The sequence below is a fragment of the Streptomyces bobili genome (assembly GCF_002154575.1).
GTDB classification, from domain to species: domain Bacteria; phylum Actinomycetota; class Actinomycetes; order Streptomycetales; family Streptomycetaceae; genus Streptomyces; species Streptomyces bobili.
In genome coordinates, this window is the sequence record NZ_MUBA01000065.1 from 19,272 (window position 1) to 40,005 (window position 20,734).

A 20,734-nucleotide genomic window follows, 5' to 3' on the forward strand; every position below is an offset into this window, starting at 1 on the left:
ATCACCCTGCCGGACAGCCCGCTTTCGTGAAAGCGCGAGGCTAGCCCGTCGCAGCCAGCAGCCCTGGGCGGCTGAACACTTTGCAGCCGGCGCCGGACTCAGCTGGAGGTTAGGGTCAGTCTGCACCAACCGCAGCCGACCGCGTTGTCCGATCCCCAGGCCAGGAGGGTGACCGACTGGTCGTCCTGGACGGTCGCCGGTGCGGTGTAGACGGCCGTGGTGGTGCCTTCGCTGAAGGCGACCGTGCCCATGCCGGTGGGGTAGACGCACCAGGTGAAGCGGTCGAGATCGTCGGAGGCCGCGGTGAGGGTCACGGTGTCGCCGGCGCTCACCGTCGTACTTGACGCCGTGACCGTGACGGTCGTCGTGGTGGCGAGCTGCACGGTCGCCGCCACGCCGGACGGGCCGGTGCTGATGGTCACCGTCTGGGACTGCGTCACGGAATCCGGCGCGGTGTAGATCCACCGGCCGGTGCCCCAGCCCTGCTCCAGGGTGCCCACGCCCGACGGGGAGAGCGTGCAGACCGCGCCATCCACCGGATTGCCGTCGGAGTCCACGACCACGAAGTCGTAGCCCTGTCCGGCGGTGAGGGTCAGCGCCGTCGGCGTGACGATCCGGTCTGATGAGGGCGGCGCCGGGGCCAGCAGCACCATGGCGCGCCCCACCCGAGAGCCGTCCGCCTGGTCGATCGCGGTCACGATCACCACGCCGGGCTGCTGCACGCTGTCGGGTGCCTGGTACAAGCCGGTCGGGTCGATCGCGCCGAGCGGTGGCTGGACCTCCCAGTCGACCGCAGTGGTCGATCCGGCGACGGTGGCGCCGAACTGCTGCTGCCCGGTCGGGGTGAGGGTGACGGTGGGCGGGCTGACGGTGAGGACGGACTCCACCTGGCCGGTCAGGGTCAGGTCACCGGGGACGGCCACGGCCGTGAGCTGCAGGGCCTGCTCGGAGGGGAAGAGCAGGTTCTGCAGGGCGAAGGTGCCGACGTCGGGCAGGGTCACCTGCTGGAGGACGGACTGCAGGGCCGACCCCAGGGAACTCTGGATGTCGTCGGGCAGGAAGTCCGTGGTGCCGCTCCAGAAGCTGCTCCACCCGCTTCCCGTGTTGTCCGGCGTCAGCGTGCACTTGGTCTGCCCGACGAAGCTCACGATGCCGGTGGTGGGGTCGGCATTCGCTGTGTATGACGTCGTGACCGTCCCGTCGAGGTTGCAGTGGTTGACCGAGAATCCGGGCACGATCTTGCCGACCTCTTCGGCCGGGTCCCCGTTCGGCGGGGCCGGGGGGTTCAGGGCCATGGAGAAGTACTGCTCGAACGAGCAGGTGAAGGTCGACACGAGATCGGTGCCGTCGCTGACCAGGGTGAAGGTTGCCGGCTGAAGGGTGACGTCGTCGTAGTCGGCGCTGTCGTTCGATGTGTAGGGGATGTCGGGCTGGCCGGGCCAGGGATTCGGGAAGCCGCCCAGGTCCAGGGTGCCTCCCGAGCCGTTGATCCGGTAGCTGCCGTCGCTCTGCTGCTCGGCGGTGAACGTCGTGCCGATGTTCTTGAATTCCTGGGTGAGGGTGGGGGCGATCAACGAGGTGAACAGGAGGTCTCCGGACACCAGTAGCGCAGCGGTGTCGCCCTCGGGAAGGGGGTAGGTGGACAGGGGGCCGACGGTTCCGCCGCTGCCAGTGGTCCTGATGAGCAGCAGGACGGCGCCGTCGCCGGGCAGGTCGGGGTTCTGCTGGACGACGAAGTCGAACTCGGACGGTGCCAGGCAGCCGGACAGCCCGTCCGGGCCCTTCTGGATCTCGCCGAGGGGGTAGCTGGTGCTCTGGGTCCTGAAGTAGGTCTGCAGGGCGGTACTCATCTCGGTGAGCACTTCGGATTCGGGATCGATCCCACCGATGACGGGCTGGAAGGCGGCCGCGCCGAGGTCGATCCCCACTCGGCCGAGCGAGTCGTCGACGGTGCCCTGCATGCCGGTGAGCGTGACGGGGCCGTTCAGCCACGAGGATCTCGGTTCGAGCGGCAGGACGTTGCGCACCACTCCTGCGGCGGGGTCGACGCGCAGGACCCTGCCCGTCACCAGGAACATCGACAACTCGCACTGCGGCTCGTCGCCGTCGTCGGAGAAGGAGAAGTCCGGCGGCCCAAGGACGGTGTCGACGACCATGAGGTCGTCGCCGTCGGGGAACGCCACCCGGATCGGGCGTACGGGGCTCGTCGGCCCCTCCGCGAGGTACTGCTGACGGAACACGGCCGAGATCTGCACCGCGTTCATGGCGCACACCGCGTCCCAGCCCAGCAGATCGGGTTGCCCGCCGTCGCCCCGCGGGCCGGGTTGCCGCGGCCGTGCAGCTTTCCGCTTCGCCGTCTGAGTCATGGTCCCGTCGCTTCCAGGAGCTCTAGTGATCCGCCGCCCACGTATCCCACGTAGTCGATGAGGCATTTCGCGGTCACGCAGTACGGTCCGATCGCACTGTTGCGAATGGCGCTGAAATTCAGGAACGAGAAGATGCCGGGCAACGGCAGGAGGTCCACGATGGCGATCTGCTCGCTGTCGAGGTCGTCCTCGAGGATCTGGTACGCGCCGACGCACAGCCGCCCGAGGCCGACCAGGGTCATCACGACCGCACCGATGTCCCTGGCGTTGGGCCCGACCTCTTTCTGGAGCAGCTGGATCGTGGCCATGGGCACCGCCCGCATGACGAGGACCAGCGCGACGAGTGCGATCGCCCCGCCTTCCAACATCTGGGTGAACGGCAGCCCGTTGAACAGTGCCCAGATCGCGCCGGCCCAGGTCATCCTGATCAGGCCGAGCCACCAGGGGGTGTCGGGTCCCAGCAGATCGGCCACCAGGGACGGGAGGAAGAAGAGGGCCTGGAGGATTCCCCCGGCGATCTGGTAGCTCTGGGGCACGGTGCCGGCGAGGATGCCGTCCGGGGAGAAGGTGCCGCTCGGGAAGGGTTCGGTGTCCACGCCCTCGATCAGCTTGTACAGCACGGTCGTGGGGAACGCCGCGAGCAGCGCGGTCAGCGCCCCGACGGTCAGCTGCCCGTCCTCGGGGTACCCGGCGGCCTTGGCCATCCACTGCCACAGCGTGTTGAGCGGGCCCCAGCGCAGCTCCTGGGAGAGCAAATCGCTCAGCCCGTCCATCGCGGCGTCGCAGAGGCCGGCGAATGCGTCCGCCGTCGCGTCGGCGAGGTCCAGCCCGGTGAAGGCGAGTCCCTCGACCGCGGCCAGCAGGTCGCCGATCCCTTGGCCGGCGAACTGCTCCGGATGCTCGATCAGGGTCTCCAGCGCGCCAGCGAGGTCCGCCATCGCGCCGGTGAAGTCACCCTGAGCGTCCGACAGTTGCGTTGCGAAGGCTTGCCACGGGCCCTGCGCGGGCTGATAGGCGGCCACGCCGGGGTCATCAGGGGCCTGGGCCCCGACCTTGTCCTGGAGCCAGTTGTGATGGACGTTCTGGGAGAAGTCGGCCGGTGTGGCTCCGCCCGCGACGACGGTGGTGGTGCTCGGGGGCGGCTGCTGGTAGGCAGGGAGTTGGCCGTACGGCGTCTGGCCCGCGGCGCCCTTGGCGGCGCCGAACGCCTGCGCGACCGCCTCCTTCTGTTCGGCGAACCATGTGTCGGCGGCGCTCTGGTAGTGCGCCGTGAACTGCTTCACCAGGGACGGTATCTGACTCATGGCGCTCTCGATCGCCAGCTTGCTGCGCCAGATGGCACCGAAGTCGAACAGTGCCCGGAGCCACTTGACCACCTTGTCGATCTCGGCCTCCACCCAGGCGAACACGCCGGATATGAAGTGCGCGGCCTGTTCCAGCCCGGCCACCGCCAGGGTGATGCCCGCGGCGATCTCTTCGCCTATCTGCAGGGTGAACCGGGCGACCTGGTCGATGGCGCTCACCACGACGTCGGCGATCTTGATCAGGCCGTTCTTGATGCCCTCCCAGACGTCTCCGGTCCACCGTTCGATGTCGTTCCAGAAACTGCCTGGCCTGCCGCCCTCCTCGGCCAGTGCCCGGGCGAGTTCCTCCGGGGTGTGCAGCATGGTGAATCGGGGCCCCGCGTCCCCGCCGCCCGGGCTTGTGGTCTGCAGCCGGTATCCCGCCACCCCGGAGGGCGTGGTGCCCAGACCGCTCATGGCGGTGTTCCGGATGGCCGCCGCCGCGGCCCCGGCTGTGCTGCCAGTGGCGCCCGGCGCCAGTTGCGCACCGTCGACCTGCGCCGCCGCCAGCGTGGCCCCGTCGGCGTCGAACTGCGGGAGCGGCCCGCCGGGATTCGTCGGATTGAGCGTGCCCTGCCCGGACAGATAGGTCAGCACTCCCGAGCCGGGCTGCACGACGGCCGCCTCGGCGAGTCCCTCGGCGGCCAGCGACAACCTGGGGGCGGCCAGTCCTGCCGTGGTGAGCATGGCGAGGGTGACCTTGCCCAGTGCGTCGGTGGTCAGGTCCACCGGGTCACTGCCCACGGTCACGGTGACGCCCCCACAGGACAGCTCGCACGCCGAACTGCCCTGCGCCGCCGCGAGGGTCACCGGGTACTGCGGCACCGGCGCGCCGTTGGCGTCCATGACGGTGACCTCGGTGCGGTAGCGGGTGACCTCGTAGGCGTTCGGGGACGAGGTCAGCACCGTGCCGCTGCGCCACATCTGGGTCTGCGGATCCTGCATGTGCAGCCGCAGCGACCCGACGGCCGCGTCGATGGCGAACAGGCTCGGTGCGTCGGCGGGACTGCCCGAACTGGCCACGCCGGCTATCCCGTTGTCCAAGGGGATGGGCGGCGACCAGTTGGGCGTGCCGTCGTCGTTCCACGGTACCTCCGGGTCCTGGTGGAGTACCCAGAGGTTGAGCGAGGTGTCCTGCACGTAGATGTGCAGCGTGCCGTCGGTGGAGACGTGCCCGACGGCCGAGGCGGTGGACAGGGCGGGTCCGGCGAGCGGCTGCACCACGGTGACGGACGGGGACTGGGCCCACAGGTTCAGGGTGTCGTCGGTGTCGACGAGGGCGAAGACGGCGGTGTTGACCGCGGCGCTCCAGAAGCCGACCACGACCTGCTTCAGCGTGCCCTGGTACTCCGGCAGCGAGGACTGGCGGGCCTCGGGGTCTCCCAGCACGCCGACCACCAGCATGGGTTCGCCACCGAGGTCGGCGACCAGGGTCCAGCTGGACTCGTCGCTCAGGACGAGCTGGAAGTCCCCGGCCAGGCTGCTGGGAAGGGTGCACACGGTCGTGGTGAACGTGCCGCCGGGCGTGGGCTGGTAGCAGGTGGCCAGGTTGCCGTCCGGGTCTGCCCCGTACAGCACGAGACGGCCAGCAGGCGTGTAGGCGGTGTGCAGGTTGGACACCGACGAACCGCCGACCGGTTGCGGATCGCTCCAGGTGAGGCCGTCCGACTGCAGTCGGCTGGTGTGGAGCGTGGCGCCGTCGGAGAGAAATCCGAAGACCGCGGCCTGCGGGCTGTCCGGGTAGGCGACCCCGGCGGCGACCTCGGCCGCTTCGAGCCCGCCGAACGGTGTCCGCATCGTCCAGCCGGTGTCCGTCGAAGGGTCGCCGGCGATGTGCGCGAACTGCGGTGTCTGCGAGTCCTGGACGGCGACGACGGCCAGTGCCTCGGTCCGGTTGTTGCCCAGTACGCCACTGCCTATGGGATTGACGAAGACCCCCACCGGAGATGCGCTGGTGGTGTCGACCGGGATCGTGTCCGCGGTGACCAGATCGTGGCTGAGCACCTGCGAGATGTTCACCTGTAACGGCGTCGCCGGCGCTCCGGCGGCTCTCTGTAGAGTGTTGCGTTCGGGTGCCGTGGTGGTCGTGACCATGGCTCCTCACATTCACCGGATCATCGGAGCGTGTCAGGATGCGGCCCTTCGTCCGGCAGGCGAGGCGATCCCACGCTTGGTCCTCACCGGTTTCCCACCGGATTACGGGATGGAATCGCCTACCCGATAGGCGCCCGCGACTCGGGCTCAGCAGTGGCATGCTCCGCGGTTCACCGTCGGCACGGTTCTGCTGCATCGTTGCTGTCGGTGCACAGATCTACGGGGGGCCTACTCACTGTGGTATCGCAGAGCCGCTGTGTTCGCAAACGCTGAGCCGCGGCATCGCGGTCCGGTGACGGGATTCGGGCGTTAGCCTCGATCTTTCGTGGCGGTCCGTCGGTTCCGGCGGGCCGTTTCGGCTTGTGCGGGTGATGTGGGCAGGCTGGTGGCCCGGCTTCGCGTCGGGTGTGCGCCGGGTTCCACGGCTCCGGGAGTGAAGCTTACTCGTCGGGACAGGCCGTCGCTGCTGGTCAGCCGGGGTTCGGCAGGGCTTGCAGGCGGTCGAACGCGGCCGTGATCACGTCGGTCAGGGCCAGTGGAGGGCGAGCCGGAGGTAGCGGCGGCGTCCGGTGGTGACGAGCTGGGCGGCCGCGGAGAGCAACCGCAGCCGCAGGCGCTTTGGGCTCCCAGCGGCGGGCCAGCCCGGTGAGGGCCAGCATGGGCATCCAGGCCAGCAGGTCGAGCGCGAGCTGGACGATCTCCAGCCAGACCTGGTTCTGCGCGGCCTGGTGCAGGGGGAGGTTGCGCAGGCCGGTGCCGCGGGCGGCGCGGATGCGGTCCTCCGCCCGGGCGCGCCGGCGGTGCCGCAGCTCCAACTGGGCGATCGGGGTGCCGGTGGTGTTGGTGGCCAAGCAGGTCAGCCGCATCCCGTCGGCGTCCGTGAAGCGCAACTGGGCGCCGGGGTGCGGCCGTTCCTTGCGGACGATCAGCCGCATCCCCTTCGGCCAGCCCTCCAGGACGTCACCGGAGAGTTCGGCAACCCAGGCGCCGTCGCGGACCTCGCCGTCCGGTTCGATGGCGGGGGTCCAGGTCGAGGCCGGGATCAGGAGCACGGCCTAGTGAATCGCGTCGGTGATGGTCATCCCGACCGAGTAGGACAGCCATCGGCCGCGTGCGGTGATCCAGGTGAGGAACTTGTGGGTGCCCCCGCCGGAGTCGGTGCGGATCAGCGTGCGCCGTCCGCGCCGGTACTTCCTCGGAAGCTGGTCCAGCGCCAGGCGGGCGGCCTCGACGTGGTCGGCGGCGGTGTTGCTGCCCGCGTTCCCCGGCCGCAGCAGGCCGGCGACCGGTTCCCCGGAGCCCTCTCGGCCGTGGTCGACGAACGCGAACAGCGGGTGGTGACCGAAGGTCTTCTTCCAGGTCTTGGTGGCGTGCTCCTTCTCGGAGTGCGCCAGGACCAGCACGCCGTCGATGTCCACGATCACCTCGTCGCCCGCGTCGGGGCGCCGCGGTGCCGGCCAACCGCCAGACCCGCTCGCGGACTTCGGCCCGTACGCGCCGGATCGCCGCGAGCGCCCGCGGCCCGGTGGTGGCCAGGGTGTCGACCAGGCGGGAGACGGTCGGGTCGGAGGCCACCGGCCCGAACACGGCGGGCTCGGCCGAAGCATCGCGACATCGGCCAGGCAGCCCCCGCCCAGGGCCACGGCGAGTGCGACATCCAGCAGGATCTTGCCCGGATCGTGGACCGCCCTGGGCTTGCGCCACGGCGCGAGCGCGTCGGACATCGCGGCGTCGAGTCCTGACCTGCGGGCCGTCTCCACCAGCAACACCCCGCCGGCCTGGGAAACCACCCCGCAACGCCACCCGAGACCCGGACACGCGGGTACAACCCGCTACGTTGACTCACCTGGGAAGTGCCTCCGACAGTGGCAGGAACAAGGACCTCGACAATCCTCATTCTTGCTGGTCAGAAGCACTTTCTGCTTTCCTGACCACCCGTCGGACAGCCCGCCTCATGAAAGCGCGAGGTTAAGAGCGTGTGGATGGCTTGTACGACGGTGCTGATACGCCGGGTTGAACATCGGGCTCGCCGTAACAGTCGCCAGGACTTCGGCTGTGCGAAGGCGCGTTCGCCGGGAGCCCGCAGCCGGGCGTGGTCGCGGTTGAACTGCTGGTAGTGCTCGGGCTGTTCGTGGTGGTGGTAGTAGGGGGTACGGACGGTGGCGCCGGCACCCTGGTAGGCCCGGTCGGCGAGCACGAGGATCTGCCGGGTCAGGCACGCTTGGAGGATGCCGTGGGCGCGGGCCGCGGTGAGGTCGTGGGTCCGTCCCGGTGTCGCGCGTGAGAACCACAGTGGTGTGCCGTCCGGGGCTGCGATGACCTGTACGTTCATGCCGTGCTGCTTGTGTTTCTGCGAGTAGTACGGCTCGTCCGCCTTGATGCGGTCGGTCGGGATGAGCGTCCCGTCGACGATGACGAAGTCCCCCTCGCCCAGGCCCACCAGGGCCTCGTGCAGGCCCGGCGCCCAGGCGGCCAGGACTTCGAGCGTCTCGTCGACGTAGCGCCATGCCGTCGCCTCCGACACCCCGAACCCGGCGCCGACCTGTGCGAACGTCTCGTTCTTCCGCAAGTGAGCCAATGTGAGCAGGGCTTGCTTGAAGCAGCTCAACTTCCGCCACGGCGAGCGAAGTTCACGCCTTCGGGTGTAGATGAGCCAGGAGACATGCTCGACCAGCTCGTGCGGGCCGTCGAGCGTGGAAGGATACGGAACCAACGAAGCCCCCGGCCGTCGGCGTGTTGAGTGAGATCACCACACCAACGACGAGGGGCTTCGCCACGTCACCCCACCTGACCAGCTTGTTTCACTCCTCAGACCCAGGATGAAAGAGGTTTACTGAGCTTCTTCGAGTTGGCCACCGATCGGGTGATGGGCCGTGAAGCGCGAGCGAGCCCCGGGCCGTTGATCGAGATGTCTGACGTCTCCATCACGATGCTCGGGGGCCTCGTTGGTCGTCCATCGTGCCGCACTCGACCTTCCGCATGCCCTCGTGGGGTGCGTCACCATGCCGACGCCGATCATCACTCGTGAGGGCGACCGACGCCGCAAGCTCCGCCCGTCCCAGCGCGCGATGGTGGCACTGGTGTATCTGCGCGAACACGCCACTCTCGCGAGGATCGCCGCTGGATTCGGGATCAGCGAGTCCACTGCCCACGCCTGCACCAGCGCGGTCGTCGACCTGCTCGCCGAACGTGCACCGGGCCTGTTGAAGACGCTGTGCGAGCACGAACCCGACTTCGTCGTGCTCAACGGCACCCTCGCCGACTGCGACCGGGTCGGCGACGGCCGGGCCGACCACTCCCCCAAACACGGGCGCCAAGGTGTGAACGTGCAGGTGGTCACGGACCCTGGCGGCCGACTGCTGTGGCTCTCGCCCGCCCTGCCGGGCCGTACCCATGACCTGACCGCCGCCCGCACCCACCGGATCATCCGGATCTGTGAGCGCCAGGGCGTTCCCCTCATGGCGGATCTCGCCTACCAAGGCCGTGGCCCCTGGCTGACCACGGGCATCAAACCCAGGCCCCTGCAGGAACTCACCCCCACCGAGAAGACCGTCAACCGGGCCCTCGCCGCGGCACGGGCACCGGTTGAACGAGTCGTCGTCCCCTTGAGGGCAAGGTGACGCGGTGGTGAGCGCGTCAGGCGGCGTAGGAGGCAAGCAGTTCGTTGTACTGCTTGGCGGCTGTGGCCAGGTCCTCGTCGGAGAGGCCGAAGGCAGTGCCGTACACCTTGACCATCGGCTGCTGCACGTCGAACTGGCACAGCCGCAGGGTCGCGTGCCAGTTGCTGAGGAGGGTCTCGATCGTGGCCTTGTTCGCGCCTTCGGGGGTGTAGTGCTCCCCGGGGACGCCGGTGGTGACGGCGACGACGGCCTTCTTGCCGGCCAGTTGCGAGGGAGAGCCGTCCATGGTGAAGGCCCAGCCGAGGGTGAAAACCTTGTCCTGCCACTGCTTGAACAGCGGGGTGGTGTTGTACCAGAACACCGGGTGCTGGAAGACGATCACATCGTGGTCGGCCAGCAGCGCCTGCTCTGCGGCGACGTCGATCCGGAAGTCGGGGTAGGTGGTATAGAGGTCGTGCACGGTGACGTGGGCCAGATCGCGGACGGCGTCCACGAGCGCCGCGTTGGCCTTCGACCGGGACAGGTCGGGGTGGCCTACGACAAGAAGAACCTTGGGCATGATGAGAAACCTTTTCAGTGATAAGGGATCAGTGATCAGCGGTCGACGCTGGCCATGTTGGCCTCGTCGTGACGTTCGCCCGCGGCGGGTGTGAGGTTGTTGAGGCGGTCGAGCTGCGTGGGGGTGAGTTCGATGCTGTCGGCGGCGGTGTTCTCCTCGACGCGCGAGACCCGGCGAGTTCCGGGGATGGGGGCGATGTCGTCGCCGCGGGTCAGCAGCCACGCCAGCGCGGTCTGCGCCGGGGTGGCGCCGATCTCGGCGCCGATGGCCCGCACTTCGTCGACGATGCGCAGGTTGCGCTGGAAGTTCTCGCCGGTGAACCGCGGGTTGGTCTTGCGCCAGTCGTCGTCGGCGAAGTCGTCAACGGTGCGGATCTTGCCGGTCAGCAGGCCGTGGCCGAGCGGAGAGTAGGGAACGAACCCGATGCCGAGCCGGCGAAGCAGCGGGAGGATCTCGGCCTCGACATCGCGGGTCCACAGCGAGTATTCGGTCTGCAGCGCGGCCACCGGATGCACAGCGTGTGCCCGGCGGATCGTGTCGGGGCCGGCCTCCGAGAGGCCGATGTGGCGCACCTTGCCCTCGGCGACCAGCTCGGCCAGCGCACCGACCGTTTCTTCGATGGGTGTGTTGGGGTCGACGCGGTGCTGGTAGTAGAGGTCGATGCGGTCGGTACCGAGCCGCAGGAGTGAACCTTCGACCGCGGCCCTCACGTTGCCGGCGCTGCTGTCGATCACGCCGGGGCCGTCACCGGCGTGGGAGACGAGACCGAACTTCGTCGCCACGACGACGTCGTCCCGGCGGCCCTTGATGGCCTTGCCGACGAGTTCCTCGCTGTGGAAGGGGCCGTAGATCTCGGCGGTGTCGATGTGGGTGACCCCGAGGTCCAGGGCCCGGTGGATGGTGCGGATCGACTCGGAGTCATCGAGCCCTCCGCCCGTGGTGTAGACGCCGGCCATGGTCATGGCTCCCAGGCCGATACGCGAGACATCGAGCCCGCCCAGGGATACGTGCTTCATCAGGTACTCCTTGTCGTGGCGGCCGTCAGGCCCGGTGGGCGGTCGCGATGAATGCGGTGCGCCACCGGTCGGCACGCATGGGACTGTGGGTTGTGTGTTGCTCAGGGCGCAGGGTTGACGTATGCCCGACCGGTGTGCCGGTGACAGGCGGTGAGGATCCGTGGGCTGAGTCGGCTGGGCCGGGTCAGTGCTCCTTGACCGCCGGCTCCAGAACGAAGACCGGGATCTCTCGGTCCGTGTTCCTCTGGTATTCGGCATAGGGCGGGAACACCTTGACGGCTCGGGCCCACCACACGGCCTTCTCGTCCCCGGCCACCTCGCGTGCCAGCATGTCCTGGCGAGCCGGGCCGTCCTGGAGCTCGACGCGGGGGTCTGCCACCGCGTTGTGGTACCAGACCGGGTCCTTGGGGGCTCCTCCGGCGGAGGCGACCACGGCGTAGTTGCCGTCGTGCTCCACCCGGATGAGCGGGGACTTGCGGATCTTGCCGCTCTTCGCGCCCAGCGTGGTCAGGATGACGACGGGGACGTCCTCCAGTTCCTCGTCTTCTTCCCGTGTCACCAGGACACCCAGCGTCGTTCCTTGCGTACCGCCGGAGCTTTCGTACAGCTCGACCTGGTCACCCACGAACCGCGCCGTGCTCGGCTCGTACTCGCCTTTCAGAGGCATGGTGTCCCTCTCAGACGGTGGTGTCGTCGTGGGCGAGGCTGTCGCCCAGTTCTCGAGAGGCTTCGGCCTGGGCGAGCAGTTCCTTCGCCTTGGCCTCGGCGGCCTCGATTGCATCCGTGCCGGCGACAAAACGCTGCAACGGCTTGTCCTGGTCGGCGATGGTGAGCAGGGCGCGGGCGAGCTTGGCGGGGTCGCCGGGCTGCTTGCCGTTCATGCCCTTCATGCCCTCGATCCGCGGGGCGGTGCGCGGGGCGTAGTCGTCGATCGACAGCTCGGGCCAGTTGGTGGAGCCGTCCACGAGGAGTTCGGTGCGGAAGTAGCCGGGCTCCACGATGGTGGTGTGGATGCCGTACGGCTCGACGTCGTAGCGCAGGGACTCCATCCAGCCCTCTTCCGCGAACTTGGAGGCGGCGTAGGCGGAGGTGAACTCCATGCCGACCAGGCCTGCGGTCGAGGTGATGGTGATGACGTGCCCGGCGCGCTGCCTGCGCATGATCGGCAGGACGGCGCGGGTGACGTTCATCGGGCCGAAGAGGTTGGTCTCGAACTGCCGGCGCATCTGCGCGGGCGAGATCTCCTCGAAGTAGCCGGTGAACAGGTTCCCGGCGTTGTTGATCAGGACGTCGATGCGGCCGAAGCGGTCGACGGCGGCCAGCGCAGCGCCCTCGGCATCATCCGGGCTCGTGACGTCCAGCTTGGTGACCAGCAGGTTGACCTGCGGCCCGCCCAGACTCTTCTCGACCTCCTCGGGGCGGCGGCCGGTGGCGACGACCTGGTGACCGGCGGCCAAGGCCTCGCGGGCGATGTCCGTGCCCAGCCCGCGTCCGGCACCGGTGACGAGAATGACCTTGCTCATAAGAGATTTCCTTTCAGGCGCCGTATCCGGCATCTGGTGTGTGCGATGGTGATACGTCGTGCCTTCCCGTCGGCCGACCGGGTGAGGAACGGCCGAGCTGGCCGGACGGGCCGGACTGCGTCAGCCTTGTTCGGTGGGCATGATCCGCAGCTCGGCCATGGAGGCGTGGCGGGGCCGCGTACCGCGCTGCGCTGCTATGCGGCGGGGACGGCGCCCATCTGCCGAAGGATGCCGAGCATGTCGAGCTGGGCACGCTCCTCGACGATCTTGCCGTGGGAGAGGCGGTAGAACGCCATGCTCTCCGAGCGGATCGCCCTGCCCGTGGCCTCGACTCCGGCGAAGGGCCCCTCGTGGGTGCCCGTCATGGTGTAGCGGACGGCCACGGTGTCACCCTCGGCCCGCATGTCCTGCACCGTCCACTTCAGGTCGGGGAACGCCCGCAGGTTGGCCGCGACGATGCCGAGATAGGTGTCCCGGCCCTGCCACGTCTGGCCACCGGAGTGCACGACGATGTCCGGGCTGACGAACTCGCTCGCCAGGGCGGGGTTGCGACCGGGCAGATACTCACTGGTGTAGCGCTCCATGACGCGCTTGTTCACCTGAGCGGTGCCGTGGTTCCAGGAGACGGATTCCGCCGTGGCGCGAGACGGCGACCCGGAACCGGTGTTGCCGTCGGCCGTATCGGCCGCGGCTCCTGTTCCGAAGGCCGCGAGGCTCAGCGCTCCCAGCGTGGTGACTACGAGGGCCGGCCTCGTGTATCGACGCATGATCGTCCTTATGACTCCGGTGATCACGGCGCCGGCGGCGCCGCGAAGGGTCTGGACACAGGCGGCACAAGCACCGCCGTATCCGGGCCGTTCACGCCGTCGTGGGACGGCGCACCACCAACAAAACCGCTTGTCACGGGAGTGTGGGAGTCCCTGATGAGGGGGTCACTGACAGGGACCCCCACGCGTGAGGAAGCGCTCGTAGAGTGGAGCACATGCCAGGAATAAACGCCCCTTTTGGCCCTGATCGGGACATTCGTGATGATTTCCGCGCGCAGATCCGGGAATTCCTCGGCACCCGACGGGCCAGGGTCACCCCCGAGCAGGCAGGACTGCCCCTGTACGGCGGAGAGCGCCGACGGGTCACCGGGCTGCGCCGCGAGGAGGTCGCCCTCCTCGCGGGCATCTCCAGCGAGTACTACACCCGGCTGGAGCGCGGCAACGCCACCGGCGTCTCCGAGAGCGTCATCGACGGCATCGCGCAAGCTCTGCAGCTCGACGAAGCCGAACGAATCCACCTGAACGACCTCCTGCACGGCGCCGGCACCACCCGCCCGCCCCGCCGTCGGCCTGCCCAGCAGCGCATCCGGCCCGCGGTACAGCGCGTCCTCGACTCCATGACCGGCACACCCGCCTTCATCCTCAACGGACGCGGGGACATCCTGGCCGCCAACCACCTCGGACGCGCCCTGTTCACCCCGGTCTACGCCGACCCGGCGCGGCCTCCCAACAACGCCCGGTTCATCTTCCTCAACGCGCACGCGACCGAGTTCTTCCGCGACTGGGACCAGGTCGCAGGCGACGCCGTCGCCATGCTGCGCGCCGAGGCCGGCCGCGATCTCTACGACCGGCGGCTGACGGACCTGATCGGCGAACTGTCCACCCGCAGCGAGGAATTCCGCCACCGCTGGGCCGCCCACAACGTCCGGATGCACACCACCGGCGTGAAGCTTCTGCACCACCCGGTCGTCGGCGACCTCGACCTACCGTTCGAGACCTTTCCGGTGGGCGGTGCCCCCAGCCAGTTCCTTCTCACCTACACCGCCGAGCCCTCATCACCCTCGCAGGACGCCCTCAACCTGCTGGACAGCTGGGCCGCGACCAGCGACGAGATCGAACGGTCCACGCCGGCCGACGATTCCGAGCCGGCCGACTGATCGAGCGATCAGTAGAACTGCAGGGTCCGTAGTGATCGGGGCGACTGCTTCTTGCGCGGACGCGGCAGGCCCTGAGTTAGCGGCAAACCGGCAGGCTGCCCTTGGTTGAGACTGAGGAGCGCGCCACCGACGACTTGGAGGGCATCACCGGTGCGTCCGTCGGCCGGCGATCCGCCTGTTCGGCGACGACGTCTTTCCGAGTGAACCGACCGCTGCTGTTCCTCGACGTGGACGGGCCACTCAACCCTTACGCGGCCAAGCCGGAGAGGCGTCCCGACGGCTACACCACACTCAGAGTTCCCCGCAGCGACGCCCACGAGGACGACAGGGGCCTCTCGTCCCGACGGCGGCCCCTGCGTGTCTGGCTCAACCCGGACTGAGTTTCCGGTGTCGCGACGGCTGGCACGGCGCCTCGACGCGTTGTCAGACCACCGAGGTAGGCCCGGTAGGAGACGTGGCCCTCCGCCTTTCGAGGCACCGCACGGGCCGCCTGCCGGGCGGCCTCCTTATGGTTGGTGACCTTCGGACCCCCACCCGGGCTCACACTCGCCGCCCCGCCCTCTCGGCCGGAAGTGACGGAGTAGACGTTTAATCGGATGTGCGTGCGGCGCGGGGTTGCTAGGTTCACTGTGTGCCGAAGTTGAATCAGATCATCGCAGTCGAAAAGGGCGTCAAGTCCAAGGCTCTTCAGGAGCTCACCCAGGCTCACCAGGACGTGCAGAAGCCCGCTCTGCTGGCCGGCATCTCCCGGACTTATCAGCCCAAGGACGAGGAGGGCGAGCAGTTGCCGCCCGAGTCCACGCGGGTGCAGATCAAGGCCGAGGACGCTCTGCGGGCGACCGCCGGGACGCTGACGCGGCTCTTCGACGTGACCGCGACGAAGGACTGGGCGAACCGGTCCGCGGTCGCGGACGTGGTGGTCGACGGTGCGGTGCTGCTGCCCCAGGTGCCCGTCCCGTACCTGTTGTTCCTGGAGAAGCAACTCACCGACCTGCACACGTTCGTGCGCAAGCTGCCAGTGCTCGACGCCTCGGAGTCGTGGAACCTGGACCCCTCGACGGACTCGTGGAAGACGGACCCGGTGCGGACCATCCGCACGAAGAAGGTTCCGCGCAACCACGTGAAGGCTGAGGCCACGGAGAAGCACCCGGCGCAGGTCGAGGTGTACTACGAGGACGTCCCGGTCGGCTACTGGACCACGGTGAAGTTCTCCGGCGCGCTGCCGGCCCGGCGGGTCAACGAGCTCCTCGACCGCGTCGAAAAGCTCCAGCAGTCCGTCAAGTTCGCTCGCGAGGAGGCGAACAACACAGAGGTCACCGACCAGCGGGTCGGCGACGCGGTATTCGGCTACCTCTTCCGGTAGCCCCACACACGCCCTCCGTCGCGAGCGGAGGGTGCGCGATGAGCGCAAGCTGAAACTGATGTTGAAGCTGATGAAGGGGTGTCAGTTGGGGGTTCGAATCCCTCTCCCCGCACCACGTGCGGGGGTGGCCCAAGCCTGGCAGAGGCGGCCCCGTGAAACTCAGATTCTCGCTCCAGTCTCCGTATTCGCCGCCGAACACCGGATCGACCGAGCGTGGGCGAACATCGACGGATGGGGGTTCAAGTCCCCTCGGCGCCTCTTTCGTGGCGCTGTAGTTCAAAGGCAGAACACGTCGATCTCAATATGACCCGCGGCTCTTAAACGCCGCCGGTGTGCGCAAATGGGTGGCAAGCTGGAGCCCGGGAGCTGGACATGCTCCCGGGCTCCGTCACGTTCCGGCCCGCGGCTCGTGCTGTTACCGGGAAGGTTCACCGGGTTCAGTGGTCAGGCCCCCGCGGGTAGGGGTCTGCCACCCCCAGCGGAGGCTACCTCCGCTGCGGATTCGGGCACGTTCGCGTCGTTGGGCGGCCAGAACGTCGGGGTGGCGGGCGTTCTGGTTGCGCCGTCCGACAGCCGCCCTGCTGCCACTTCGTTGGCGGGAAAGGCCAGTCCCTCAACCGTGCAGATGGCCCGCCTTCGCCGCGCGTGTGAAGTTCGTCCTCAGACGGCCGGAGAGGTGGGCACCTACACCGCCGGGGCAGCTCGCGCCGGTGGCCACGGGTACTCGGACGCGGCGGGCGGACGCCATCAGAGAGAAGGTCATCGCCCTCGCCTGCACACCCGACTGATCCTCACGCCTTCTTGCGCCGCACCATGTGCCCCATCGAGCCTTGCCTCGATGGGGCAGCCGGCGTGGAATTGCATGAATAAAAGGCGGCAACGACAGACCGAACACGTCGGAAGTATTTCCTCTTTCTTGCGCCCCGTGATCACGGTGAGCCTCTTCCATCCTTGGTCCGAGATAGGTGGTGCAGGCAGATGATGAACTCGACAAAGCCCGTGATGCGGGTGCGCAGCGCCCCTTTTCCCTGGCCTCGCCCATGGACTTCAGAGTCATCGTGGGCATCGGACTTTGTCATCCGTGCAGGGAGCTTGGTCTGCAGTGCACCGCCTCCAGGTGGCGCCGCATCCGGTGAGGTCCCTGTGTGCGCCCGTGGAAGCCGTTGCGCAGTGAGCGGAAACCCCGCCAGACTGATGTCGGGAACCATCCATGTCGAGGGGGACTTGTGGGGGAACGGGCCGAGCTACTGCCAGGCCGGCTCTGCGACCGACGCAGACGAAGGTCTGCATCATGAGCCCGGTCCTGGACACCGCGTTCATACCGCCGCGCGATCGAGAGGAAGTGGTCCGCAACGCGGTGTGGAAATCGATGGTGGCGGTCGATATCGACCACCGTCCCGCGGCTGAGGACATATCCGTTCGCATCGGACTCGGCAGCGCGGGGCCCATCAGGATCTGTTCGGCGCAGGCGACTGCGGTCACCCTCCGTCGCACGGAGCGGCTCGCCCGGGAGGACGAGGAGCCGGCCGTCACCCTCGGAGTTCAGACGACGGGCAGCAGCGTGATGGTGCAGAACGGTCGCGAATGCCTGCTGCGGCCGGGGCAATTCGCCGTCTACGAATCGATCGCTCCCTACACGCACCTCTTCGACGAGGGAGTCGACTACCGCTTCATCCGTTTCCCCCGCGCGGCACTCGCGCTCCCCGACCGGTTACTCCGCGACATCACCGCGGTCCCGCTGGGATCCGACAACCCCGTTGCGCGCCTCGCCTTCACGTACTTCTCTCAACTGGCCGTCACCGACGAGTTGCACCAGGGTGTGTACCCCGACGCCATCGTGGAACCCAGCATCGAACTGCTCCGCGCCGCCCTCACGTCCCAGCACGGCAACTCCGGCCTGGCCAGAGCACCGTTGGAGGCGACACTCAGCCTGCGGATCACTCATTACATCCGGGCACACCTGGCTGATCCCGATCTGACGGCGGCACGGATCGCCGCCGCGAACGACATCTCCGTACGGCACCTCTACGTGGTGCTGTCCCGCTCGGGCATCAGTCTCGGCGACTGGATCCGTACACATCGCCTGGCCGAATGCAGGCGAGAGCTGGCCGGCCCGAACGGCCGGCTGCGGACCATCGCAGCGATAGGACGAAGGTGGGGCTTCGTGGACGCGACCCACTTCAGCAAAATGTTCAAGCAGGCATACGGGATCTCGCCTCGGGCCTGGCGCGAGGCGAACCACCCCCGCTCCTCCGCGTGATGGTCCCCGCGCGGCCACGTTTCACGCGGCCGACCTTGGACGCTCGGGCCGGGGCTCGGCGCAGCGTCGTTCAGAGATCCTGTCCGGCCTGGTGCGGGGGCAGGTGACCTAAGTGGGCGAGAAGTTCATCGACAGGGACAGAACCGATGCAGGTACGACTCCCAGGTGATCACGAGCTGTCGAGCCCTTGATCACCGCAGGGGAAGTCCGCGCCTCCCGCGACCATCCGGCCCCCGTTGGACACGGAAGGGGTCACCAGCGCCGGGCGGGACACTCCGCCACCCCGTGCGGTTGACAGGGCATCACCTCCCTCCCATCATGGGAGCGCTCCCACAGGCCGCCCATCCTGGCGGCCTGAGATCCGGCACCGCGCCGACACCCGCACGCCCGTCCGTCCGGTCACCCGCACGCCCGTCCGTCCGGTCGTACGGCCCGGCGCCGCCCGGTCCGCCCGTGCCGCCGGACACCCGAGGGAGGACCCCCATGGCCTTGCTCCACAGACCCGGTAGACCGGCCCCCACCGGCCGCCCCCGTCGACTCGCCCGCACCACGGCCGCCCTGGCCGCCACGCTCGCCCTGCTGCCCCCACTCGTCGCCGCCGGTGGCGCGTCCGCGCAGGAGGTGCCCGCCGCGGACGTCGACGTACACGTCAACACGCAGGCGGCGCTCGGCCGGTTGTCCGACACCGCCCGTGGTGTCAACGCCGCCGTCTGGGACTCGCACATGAACGACCCCGAGGTCGCCGCCCTCATGAAGACGGCCGACGTCGGGGCGATGCGCTATCCGGGCGGCTCGTACGCCGACATCTACCACTGGGAGACGCACACCGCGCCCGGCGGATACGTCGCCCCCGGCACCGGCTTCGACGCCTTCATGGGCACCGTCCGCGCCACCGGGGCGCAGCCGATCCTGATCGCCAACTACGGCTCGGGCACGCCCGAGGAGGCGGCCGGCTGGGTCCGGTACGCGAACGTCACCAAGGACTACGGCGCCAAGTACTGGGAGATCGGCAACGAGATCTACGGCAACGGCCACTACGGCAGCGGCTGGGAGCACGACGATCACGCCGACAAGAGCCCGCGGGAGTACGCCCGCCAGGTCCGCGCCTACGCCGCCGCGATGAAGGCCGTCGACCCGACCGTCAAGATCGGCGCGGTCCTCACGGCGCCGGGCAACTGGCCGGACGGCATCACCGGCGAGGGCGATCCGGGCGACTGGAACCACACGGTGCTGTCCCAGGTCACCGACGTCATCGACTTCGTGACCGTCCACTGGTACGCGGGCGGCTCCGACACCAGCGCCGACACGGCCATGAGCCGCCTGACCCGGCTGCCCGGCGAACTGCGCGAGGTGCGTGCCCAGATCGACCGGTACGCCGGCGCCGACTCCCCGCGCATCGGCATCGCCCTCACCGAGGTCAACACCAACACCGGCGGCGCCCAGCTCACCGCCCGCCCCAACGGCCTGTTCGCCGCCGACGCCTTCATGACGGCCCTGGAGAACGGCGTGTTCAACGTCGACTGGTGGAACACGCACAACGGCCCCGGCGCGATCACCACCGTCGACGGTGAGACCGACTACGGCGACATGGGCATGCTGGCCAGCGGTGCCTGCACCGGCGACGTCTGCCAGCCGGCGCCGAACACGCCGTTCCACCCCTACTACGGCATGAAGATGACCGGCGAACTGGGCACCGCCGGGGACACCATGGTCGCCGCCGCGTCCTCCGCGCAGGACCTCTCCGCACACGCCGTACACCGTCGCGACGGGCGGCTGAGCGTCCTGCTCATCAACAAGAACCCGGACGCCGCACGGACCGTGGACCTCGCCTACGCGGGCTTCTCCCCGTCCGCCGCCGCACCCGAGGTCAGCCGTTACGCCCGTGGTGACAGCGACATCACCGACGTGACCGACAGCGGGGCGTCCGCCTCCCGTGTGACCGTGCCGCCGTACGGGATGCTCACGGTCACCCTGACCCCGAAGTCCGGTACCGGGTCCGGTGCCTCGGCCGCCGGGACCCCGGGCACCCCGAGGCTGGAGGCGGTGACCGACACCACCGCGCGCCTGTCCTGGGCGGGCACGACCGGTGCCGCCCGCTACCTGGTCCAGGAGCGCGACGGCGCGCACACCTACCTCGTGGGCGAGACCACCGGCACGTCCGTGACCCTGAGGAACCTGCCGCCGGGCAGCACCCACACGGTCAACGTGCTCGCGTCCGACGCCGCGGGACGGCTCGCCGCCCCGTCCGATCCGCTGACGTTCACCACCGGCACGCCGGCGGACGCAGCCTGCACGGTGGACTACCACCGCGACACGAGCTGGGGCAACGGTTTCGTGGCCACGGTGAGCGTCCGGAACCTCTCGGACACCCCGATCACCGGGTGGACCGTGGACTGGGACTGGCCCACCGCCGGCCAGTCGGTGTCCTCCGGTTGGAACGCCACGTTCCACCAGAGCGGCCGCCATGTACGGGTGACCGCGCCCGAGAACGCCGGGCCGCTGGCCCCGGACGGCGCGTCGACGGCCTCGTTCGGCTTCGTCGGCGCCAACGACGGCCCCAACCCCGACCCGACGGTCTTCCGTCTCAACGGCACCGTCTGCGCCGGGGGTTGAGCCCCTGTCCGTCCGCCCGGGAGTGACAGCAGGACGGCCTGCTCCTCCCGGGC

General features: G+C 68.9%; 12 protein-coding genes and 3 pseudogenes. 6 read left to right on the forward strand and 9 right to left on the reverse strand.

Features of this window, described 5'->3' with window-relative positions:
• Nucleotides 1-98: 98 nt before the first annotated feature.
• The 4 genes and pseudogenes from BZL64_RS06110 to BZL64_RS06125 form a co-directional block, all read right to left on the reverse strand.
• Nucleotides 99-2,366, reverse strand: coding sequence for a hypothetical protein (locus BZL64_RS06110; RefSeq protein ID WP_143663007.1), 2,268 nt, complete (start codon nt 2,364-2,366; stop codon nt 99-101).
• Nucleotides 2,363-5,728: a PLL family lectin gene (locus BZL64_RS06115; protein ID WP_086766911.1), complete on the reverse strand. Its 3,366-nt coding sequence runs from the start codon at nt 5,726-5,728 to the stop codon at nt 2,363-2,365. The genes BZL64_RS06110 and BZL64_RS06115 overlap by 4 nt, the downstream gene beginning before the upstream one ends.
• 545 nt (nt 5,729-6,273) lie before the next feature.
• Nucleotides 6,274-7,649 (reverse strand): annotated as a pseudogene (locus BZL64_RS06120) (IS1380 family transposase).
• A 60-nt stretch (nt 7,650-7,709) separates the two neighbouring features.
• Nucleotides 7,710-8,556 (reverse strand): annotated as a pseudogene (locus BZL64_RS06125) (transposase family protein).
• A gap of 192 nt (nt 8,557-8,748) precedes the next feature.
• Here BZL64_RS06125 and BZL64_RS06130 point away from each other — a divergent pair.
• A pseudogene (locus BZL64_RS06130) lies at nt 8,749-9,417 on the forward strand (transposase); the annotation flags it as partial.
• Nucleotides 9,418-9,439: 22 nt separating this feature from the next.
• On the opposite strand, the gene BZL64_RS06135 reads toward BZL64_RS06130, so the two are convergent.
• The 5 genes from BZL64_RS06135 to BZL64_RS06155 form a co-directional block, all read right to left on the reverse strand.
• On the reverse strand, nt 9,440-9,982 hold the full coding sequence (locus tag BZL64_RS06135) for an NAD(P)H-dependent oxidoreductase (RefSeq protein WP_086766912.1): 543 nt from the start codon (nt 9,980-9,982) through the stop codon (nt 9,440-9,442).
• Nucleotides 9,983-10,017: 35 nt separating this feature from the next.
• On the reverse strand, nt 10,018-10,998 hold the full coding sequence (locus tag BZL64_RS06140; protein ID WP_086766913.1) for an aldo/keto reductase: 981 nt from the start codon (nt 10,996-10,998) through the stop codon (nt 10,018-10,020).
• 184 nt (nt 10,999-11,182) lie between these two features.
• Nucleotides 11,183-11,665, reverse strand: coding sequence for a nitroreductase family deazaflavin-dependent oxidoreductase (locus tag BZL64_RS06145; RefSeq protein WP_086766915.1), 483 nt, complete (start codon nt 11,663-11,665; stop codon nt 11,183-11,185).
• A gap of 10 nt (nt 11,666-11,675) precedes the next feature.
• A complete protein-coding gene (locus BZL64_RS06150) occupies nt 11,676-12,521 on the reverse strand; it encodes an SDR family oxidoreductase (RefSeq protein WP_086766917.1) in 846 nt (281 codons plus the stop codon).
• Nucleotides 12,522-12,715: 194 nt separating this feature from the next.
• A complete protein-coding gene (locus BZL64_RS06155) occupies nt 12,716-13,288 on the reverse strand; it encodes an ester cyclase (protein ID WP_086766919.1) in 573 nt (190 codons plus the stop codon).
• Nucleotides 13,289-13,503: 215 nt separating this feature from the next.
• On the opposite strand from BZL64_RS06155, the gene BZL64_RS06160 reads away from it, so the two are divergent.
• The 5 genes from BZL64_RS06160 to BZL64_RS06185 all read left to right on the forward strand — a co-directional run bounded on the left by BZL64_RS06160 (nt 13,504) and on the right by BZL64_RS06185 (nt 20,681).
• Nucleotides 13,504-14,445 (forward strand): helix-turn-helix domain-containing protein, encoded by a 942-nt coding sequence (locus tag BZL64_RS06160; RefSeq protein WP_086766970.1) that lies wholly within the window; start codon nt 13,504-13,506, stop codon nt 14,443-14,445.
• A gap of 200 nt (nt 14,446-14,645) precedes the next feature.
• Nucleotides 14,646-14,825, forward strand: a complete 180-nt coding sequence (locus BZL64_RS06165; RefSeq protein ID WP_107430220.1) for a hypothetical protein — start codon at nt 14,646-14,648, stop codon at nt 14,823-14,825.
• A 251-nt stretch (nt 14,826-15,076) separates the two neighbouring features.
• On the forward strand, nt 15,077-15,808 hold the full coding sequence (locus tag BZL64_RS06170) for a DUF7873 family protein (RefSeq protein ID WP_086766921.1): 732 nt from the start codon (nt 15,077-15,079) through the stop codon (nt 15,806-15,808).
• Between the two features lie 1,291 nt (nt 15,809-17,099).
• Entirely contained in the window at nt 17,100-18,068 is a 969-nt protein-coding gene (locus tag BZL64_RS06180; RefSeq protein ID WP_086766922.1) for an AraC-like ligand-binding domain-containing protein, read from the forward strand.
• Between the two features lie 483 nt (nt 18,069-18,551).
• Nucleotides 18,552-20,681: a cellulose binding domain-containing protein gene (locus BZL64_RS06185; protein WP_086766925.1), complete on the forward strand. Its 2,130-nt coding sequence runs from the start codon at nt 18,552-18,554 to the stop codon at nt 20,679-20,681.
• The last annotated feature ends 53 nt before the right edge of the window (nt 20,682-20,734 follow it).

What these genes read in the sequence shown, in the direction of transcription:
- BZL64_RS06110 (WP_143663007.1), bottom strand. Translation starts at nt 2,366, where the DNA reads ATGACTCAGACGGCGAAGCGGAAAGCTGCACGGCCGCGGCAACCCGGC.
- BZL64_RS06135 (WP_086766912.1), bottom strand. Translation starts at nt 9,982, where the DNA reads ATGCCCAAGGTTCTTCTTGTCGTAGGCCACCCCGACCTGTCCCGGTCG.
- BZL64_RS06140 (WP_086766913.1), bottom strand. Translation starts at nt 10,998, where the DNA reads ATGAAGCACGTATCCCTGGGCGGGCTCGATGTCTCGCGTATCGGCCTG.
- BZL64_RS06145 (WP_086766915.1), bottom strand. Translation starts at nt 11,665, where the DNA reads ATGCCTCTGAAAGGCGAGTACGAGCCGAGCACGGCGCGGTTCGTGGGT.
- BZL64_RS06150 (WP_086766917.1), bottom strand. Translation starts at nt 12,521, where the DNA reads ATGAGCAAGGTCATTCTCGTCACCGGTGCCGGACGCGGGCTGGGCACG.
- BZL64_RS06155 (WP_086766919.1), bottom strand. Translation starts at nt 13,288, where the DNA reads ATGCGTCGATACACGAGGCCGGCCCTCGTAGTCACCACGCTGGGAGCG.
- BZL64_RS06160 (WP_086766970.1), top strand. Translation starts at nt 13,504, where the DNA reads ATGCCAGGAATAAACGCCCCTTTTGGCCCTGATCGGGACATTCGTGAT.
- BZL64_RS06180 (WP_086766922.1), top strand. Translation starts at nt 17,100, where the DNA reads ATGAGCCCGGTCCTGGACACCGCGTTCATACCGCCGCGCGATCGAGAG.
- BZL64_RS06185 (WP_086766925.1), top strand. Translation starts at nt 18,552, where the DNA reads ATGGCCTTGCTCCACAGACCCGGTAGACCGGCCCCCACCGGCCGCCCC.